Origin of the sequence: Paracoccus sp. (in: a-proteobacteria), from assembly GCF_039808215.1 — a bacterium.
In the GTDB taxonomy this organism is placed as follows: Bacteria; Pseudomonadota; Alphaproteobacteria; order Rhodobacterales; family Rhodobacteraceae; genus Paracoccus.
The window spans coordinates 1-5,987 of the sequence record NZ_JBDHSP010000115.1 but is presented as its reverse complement, the minus strand read 5'-3'; the positions used below and the strand labels follow the sequence as shown (position 1 = coordinate 5,987).

6 protein-coding genes and 1 pseudogene are annotated in these 5,987 nt (G+C 66.9%); all 7 read right to left on the bottom strand.

All coding sequences use genetic code 11. The features are described 5' to 3' along the window. On the bottom strand, nucleotides 1–215 hold a 215-nt coding region (locus tag WMK75_RS17970; RefSeq protein WP_347268954.1), incomplete at its 3' end, for a hypothetical protein. Nucleotides 216–234: 19 nt separating this feature from the next. Continuing rightward, nucleotides 235–978, bottom strand: a complete 744-nt coding sequence (locus WMK75_RS17965; protein ID WP_036706984.1) for a DUF2793 domain-containing protein — start codon at nucleotides 976–978, stop codon at nucleotides 235–237. Nucleotides 979–992: 14 nt separating this feature from the next. Continuing rightward, nucleotides 993–2,636 (bottom strand): phage tail protein, encoded by a 1,644-nt coding sequence (locus WMK75_RS17960; RefSeq protein ID WP_347268953.1) that lies wholly within the window; start codon nucleotides 2,634–2,636, stop codon nucleotides 993–995. A 35-nt stretch (nucleotides 2,637–2,671) separates the two neighbouring features. Further along, nucleotides 2,672–3,658, bottom strand: a complete 987-nt coding sequence (locus WMK75_RS17955) for a glycoside hydrolase TIM-barrel-like domain-containing protein (protein ID WP_347268955.1) — start codon at nucleotides 3,656–3,658, stop codon at nucleotides 2,672–2,674. A gap of 168 nt (nucleotides 3,659–3,826) precedes the next feature. Next, nucleotides 3,827–5,308 (bottom strand): annotated as a pseudogene (locus WMK75_RS17950) (glycoside hydrolase TIM-barrel-like domain-containing protein); the annotation flags it as partial. A 3-nt stretch (nucleotides 5,309–5,311) separates the two neighbouring features. Then, nucleotides 5,312–5,782, bottom strand: a complete 471-nt coding sequence (locus WMK75_RS17945; RefSeq protein ID WP_347268952.1) for an NlpC/P60 family protein — start codon at nucleotides 5,780–5,782, stop codon at nucleotides 5,312–5,314. Further along, the coding region (locus WMK75_RS17940; RefSeq protein WP_347268951.1) for a phage BR0599 family protein at nucleotides 5,782–5,987 on the bottom strand (206 nt) is incomplete at its 5' end. The genes WMK75_RS17945 and WMK75_RS17940, both read right to left, overlap by 1 nt.

Here is a 5,987-nt window from a genome sequence, read left to right as displayed (position 1 = left end):
TCCAGCAGGCGTTTGATGTCGGCGCGCATCTCGCGCAGCATCTCGTTCTGTTCCTTGCGGGTTTCCGAGATCGCCTGGCGGTCGGCGTCGAGCTGCTTTTCCAGCCTTGCGATCTCCCGCAGCGCGGTCTTGCTGCTGCCCTCAAGCCGCACGAGCCAAATGCCAAGGCCGGTCGCCGCCATGATCGCGCCCCACCATTCGCGAATGCTGTCCATGAAGTTCTCTCCCATGGGTTCAGCCCGGCGCGCCGCAGGTCAGGTAATGGATGGCAATGCGAACGGCGCCGCCGGCAAAGTTTCCGCCATTGGCGGTCAGCCGCACGGGCGTGTCGGCATAGAAGGCCGTCGGGCCGATGACGCCGATATTGCTGCTGCCGACGGCCACACCGAGCGAGCCGCCGAACTTCGAGGGCTCGCCGCTGACGCCGCAGTCGAAGGAGCTGGCCCCCAGCACCGCGGTCACTGTCCGCACGGATACGCCGAGCACGATGGCGCGGTTGGGGATCACGATGGTCGAGTCCCCGCTGGCACCCGAAAGCCCGGTGAGAGTTTCCTCGAGCACCGCCATGCCGGTGGTCGCGCCATTCGCCTCCCGCGCCACGGCGACCGAGGCGGCTTGGGCGATGAAGCCCATGGCATCCACAACCGGGATCCACGCCGATCCGGTCCAGACGATGGCCTGCGCCTCGTCCTCGATCCAGGCCATCCAACCGGCGCTCGGCAGGATCCGCATCCACGCTCCGTCGATCCAATAGGCGATGCTGCCCGCCCAGCCTGCCCACGCGCCTGTTGCGCCGCTGGCCGGGATATAGCGGTCGCCTTCGGCCGGGCTGGCCGGTGGCGTGGTCAGGTCACGGTCGAGGATCGCCAGCTGGACGATGCCATCGAGCATGCGCAGGGCCTCGTTCATGGTGACGTGTTTTTGCGCCTGCGCGGCCATGATGAAGGGCAGCGCCAGATGCGCTGAGGTCTCGGACATGAATTGTCTCCTGATCAGAACCAGAGGGTGGTGATGGGGGCAGCGCCAGCCCCATATGCCTGCCCGATCTGGGCAATGCGGACATCGAGTGAGGCACCCGGCCCGAGCGGCGCGCCCCAATCGGTGATCTGCTGGGCGGCGGTGTAGACCGCGTTGGTCATTCCTGTTGCTGTTAGAGTGCGCCTGACAACCGATCCGTCGAGAATATCGACCTGCCAGCGCTCGATAGCTTCAGACATCGGCACCTCGGTGGCGTTCCAGCTATCGGCGGCCAGGGAACGGTCACGTCGCTTCCAGCTTATGGTCAGATCGCCGGGGCTGCGCGCGCGCCGCCACGGCTGCTCGACATGCACGGGTGAGAACGGGCGCAGGCCCTTCCCGCGCGGGGTGAAGGTCGCGGCCAGATAGCTGTCGTCGCTGACCGGCCGAGAGGATGGTCCGACGCGCCAGTTCCACGGCAGGCCCAGATCGGCCTCGCTGATCGGCAGCGGATTGACTGCCGTATCCAGTACCACCACCCGCGCGCCCTCGGGCACCATGGCGGCCATGTCGACATCCGTGCCGCGCTGGCCGCGTAGCAGGCGCGACAGCCGATAGCGGCCGGGGGCGATCAGTTCCGCTTCGCCGAATTGCAGAAGCTCCCAGGCCCCAGAGGGCTGCTCGACCGCGATGCTGTTCTCGCCCCTGAACAGCCGCAGGTCGGTGACGCTTTCCAGCGTCCCGGTCAGCAGATCGACATAGACCACGTTGCCATAATCGAAACGCGAGGTGGGCCCAGCATGGAGATCGGCCGCCAGAACGCCCATCCGCGCTCGGGCGGTGAATGAGGTCAGCAGGTTAAACCCATCCTGATCCGGGCTGCGGAACACCGCCATCTGGCCGGGCCATGGTCGGGCATAGGCGGCGATCAGCGGGTGATGCGCGACATGCGCCTCGGTCAGCTGCGGCAGGTCGAGGATCACCGCCAGCGGCGCCCCGAACACCACCGGCTGCGTCAGCGATGCCGGGCGCGGACTGCCGGGCGGCAGGTCATAAGCGTCGCGGTCCTGGCGGATCGCCTCGATGCTGCGCGCCTCGGCATCCGAGGTGGAAATGATCCGCAGCTCCGAGTGTCGGCCATCGTGGTCCAGCGCGATCACGTCGCCCGGATCCAGCGCCAGCCGGGACGGCGGCAGGCGGAAGGCGGCGGTCTCGCGCCCGATCCAGGCCTCCATCAGCGCGCGGCGGCAGCGCCGGTCGGCCTCCTCGGGTGGCACTGCCACCGCAAAACTGTCGGAGGCGACGCGTGTGGCGTCCACGGTGATGCGCCGCGCCTCGACGGTGATGGCGTCATAATCCTCGTCGGCGCGCGCGACCTGCCATTTCAGCGCCTGTGGCAGCTCGGTCTCCTGGCCCCGGGTCAGTTCCATCACCTCGCCCGCACCGCCGGCCACCATGTCGTCGGGCGCGATCACCACCACCGGGGCGCTGCCGCGCATCACGAAGCGAATGCGGCCTTCGCTCTCGACCGCATCGAAGCCGAAATGCCGCGCCAGCATGGTGATCGAGGTCCGGGGCGATTCCAGCGCCGAGATCACATAGCCATCGACAGCCCCGGTCAGCCCCGAAACATCGATCCACGCCTCGGGCAGCCCGGCGCGCAGACAGAGGCGCCGCACCAGCGCCGCCAGCGACACCGCGCCCAGCCGCCCGGTCAGCCAGTGCCCGAGGCGCCAGTTCTCGCCATCGGCCCAGATATCCGAGAGTTCGGGGAAGAACGGATAGGGTCGGGCATCCCAGGTCCATGCGAAAAGTATGGGAAGAACGATTCCGAAGATTTCGGGTCGTGAAACACGTTCGGCTGGTTGGTGCCGCGATCCACGGCCGGGCAGCCGAGCTCAGTGAAGCGGATCGGCTTCGACTGTGGCAGCCAGGCGGTCGGCGATCCTGCCTCGACCCCACCGGGCCGGTCGAAATGCGGGTTCGACCACCAGCCGCGCAGATCCTTGGTGCGGAACACCCACGGCTTGCCTGCGACACCATCCGTGATCGGCGTGCGGTTCTGCGCGATCCGGTCGGCCGCGCTGGCATAGAACCAGTCAAACCCCTCGCCGCCGGCGATGTTGCTCTGCAGATAGGCGCGGTCATGGATCGACGGCCAGTCCAGCGCGTCGAGATGATCCCAGCCGTTGCGCCAGTCGGAAAGCGGCATGTAATTGTCGATGCCGATGAAATCGATATTCGCATCCGACCAGAGCGGATCGAGGTGAAAGAACACGTCGCCGCTGCCGTCCTGCGGATGATGGCCAAAATACTCCGACCAGTCGGCGGCATAGCTGATCTTTGTGCCCGGCCCGAGGATCGCGCGCACGTCCGCTGCCAGCGTGCGAAGTTCCTCCACGGCGGGATAGGTCGGCAGCGCATCGGTGAAATGGATGCCGTAGAACCGGAACGACGAGTCCGGGCCGCCTTCCTCGATGTCGATGCGGATGGCGCGGATCTCTGGCGCGTCTTTCCATGCGGTGCCGCCACTTTGGAGGTCCCACATATCGACCACGGCACGCGTCCTGATGCCAACTGGGACATCCCCGAACCGTGCCTGCCGGGCCAACGACAGGGCGAGAGCGTCCGTCGAGAACAGGATCCGCCCCAGCCATGTTCCGGTTGTCCGTGCCACGGTGCGCTCGAAATCGATGATCATGTATCGAACCTTGCGCCCGTCCATAGTGGTGGCGGCGTTGTGTTGCAGGCGCGGGTTCGCATTGTTGGGGGTGAGCGTCAGCGCGCGGCCCGAAATCCCGCCCGTCGCGTGGTAAAGCGACCAGCCGCCAAGACTGCTGTCGAAAGCCCAGCTTTTGCCAGATACAGACGCCCGGATCTGCATCAGCCCGCGCATCTCCGAGCCGATCAGGAAAGCATCGACGCCGCCGGCCGCCGCGCAGAGATGGGCGTAATGCAGGATCATGCGGCGAAAGCCCCAATCATCCGCCGCGCCGGTCCAGGTGACCGTCTCACCACTCACTGAGAAATTGTCGGGTTGCGCCGCACCGAAAAAAGCCGCGACCTGCGCGCCAGCGGCGGTGGTCTTGTCCACGGTGCCGGCAAAGCCCGGTGCAGGAGAGCAGGTAATCCGCCCGCGCCAGGGCAGCACCGGCTGGCCGATGGTGGCGGCATTGTCGGAATAGGGGTCAGGCAGGGTGTTGCCGGCCGGGATATCCATCATCAGGAACGGATAGAAGGTCACCTTCAGGTCGCGCGCCTTCATCTCGCGGATGGCCTGAACAACCGAAAAATCTGCCGGCGTGCCGCCATAGACCGGGCGACCCTGATCGTCCTGACTGACCACCAGCGCCTGCGACCGGGTCACGCCGTTCACGCGCCACTCCGGCGTCGTGGTCTTCTCCGCCATCTCGACCTTGGGCCGGATCGTGCATTGCCCGGCGCGCAGATCGTCGCCGAACCACGAGACCACCAGCGAGGCGCCTGTGACGGCAGGTACCATGGCTTCAAGCCGGTCGAGCGAGACCAGCATGTCGGGCGTCTCGGGCAGTGCATGGACGTTTTCGGAATATGTCGTGCCGCCGACGATCTGGCCTCCCGGTTCCCATCCCGAACGCCCGCCCTCGGTCCTGCGCACGATCTCGGTTGCATAGGCCCATTCTCCCGAGGCGGGGATGATGGTCACCGCCTCAACCAGCCCTTCGGCGGTGTCGGGATCATCGAGAGGGCGAAACAGCTCGAAGGACAGCTGCGGCAGACGGTTGCCGAAATCGGCCAGCAACAGTTCCTCGAACACGACATAGGCCGTGCCGCGCCAGGCTGGTGTCTGCGCTGCCCCCATCTTCGCCACGATGAACGGATCGGCTCCCTGCACCTCGTCACCCGGATACCAGCGCACGGTGATCGCCGAGGTGTCGAGGACCTTGCCATCGGCCCAGATGCGCCCGATGCCGGTAATCGGCCCTTCACACAAACCCACCGCGAACGAGGCGAAATAGCTGTATTCGGTGCTGGTGACCTTGGGCCCGCCGCCCTTGCCGCCGCCCTGGTGGGTGGTGTTCACCTCCTCGCGGAAATCGGTGGCCCAGATGATATTGCCGCCGATCCGCATGCGGCCATAGAGGCGCGGGATCACGACGCCCTCGGTCGCCGAGGTGACGCGCAGGCTGTCCATGCGCGCGCCCTCGATGCGCTGGCCGGGCAGCAGCGACGAGACGATCCAGCTATCAACCATAGAGCCGATGCCGGAGCCGATCATGCCGCCGATGGTGGCACCAGAAAGCCCGAGGACAGCACCACCGAAGCCGCCGCCGATGGCGGTGCCGACGGCGCCGAGAACGATTGTTGCCATGGATCAGAACTTCTTCTTGCGCCGGGCCAAGACTGAACTCGGGGCCGGGCGAGGAAACAGGAAGGCGAAGGCGATGCGCCGCCGCCATGCGGTGGTGAGCGGTTCCTCGATCACGCCGAGCCGCTCATAGCTGTGGACGAAGCTGTCAGGCCCGGTCAGGATCCCGACATGCTTGACGATCGCCCCGGCCCGCATGCGAAACAGCACCACCGCGCCGGGGCCGGCATCAAGCGGGTCGGTGCGGATCATGACCTGCGCGGCGCTGTCGGCCAGAACCTCGCTGGCGCCGATCTCGCCCCAATCCCGGCTGTAGGGCGGCACGCGGAGCGTCTCGGCCCCGACCACATCGCGCCAGACGCCACGCGCCAGACCCAGGCAGTCGCAGCCGACGCCCTTGAGGCTGGCCTGGTCGTGATAGGGCGTGCCCAGCCAGCCGCGCGCGGCGGCGATGACCTTTGTGGGGTCGGCTTGCATCACAACACCGCGCCTTCATGGCCGCCATCGGCATGGGCGTAGCGGACAACCGCGTCCTGGCCGGGGATGTGCGGGAAGCCACGGAAGTTGAGGATGTTCGAGAACTTCGCCGTGCAGGTCTCGGCGCGTTTGTCGCAGCCGGCGCGGATGGTGAACGCATTGCCGCCCGCGACCGCGCGCACAGGCGCTTCCAGCAGCGTGATGG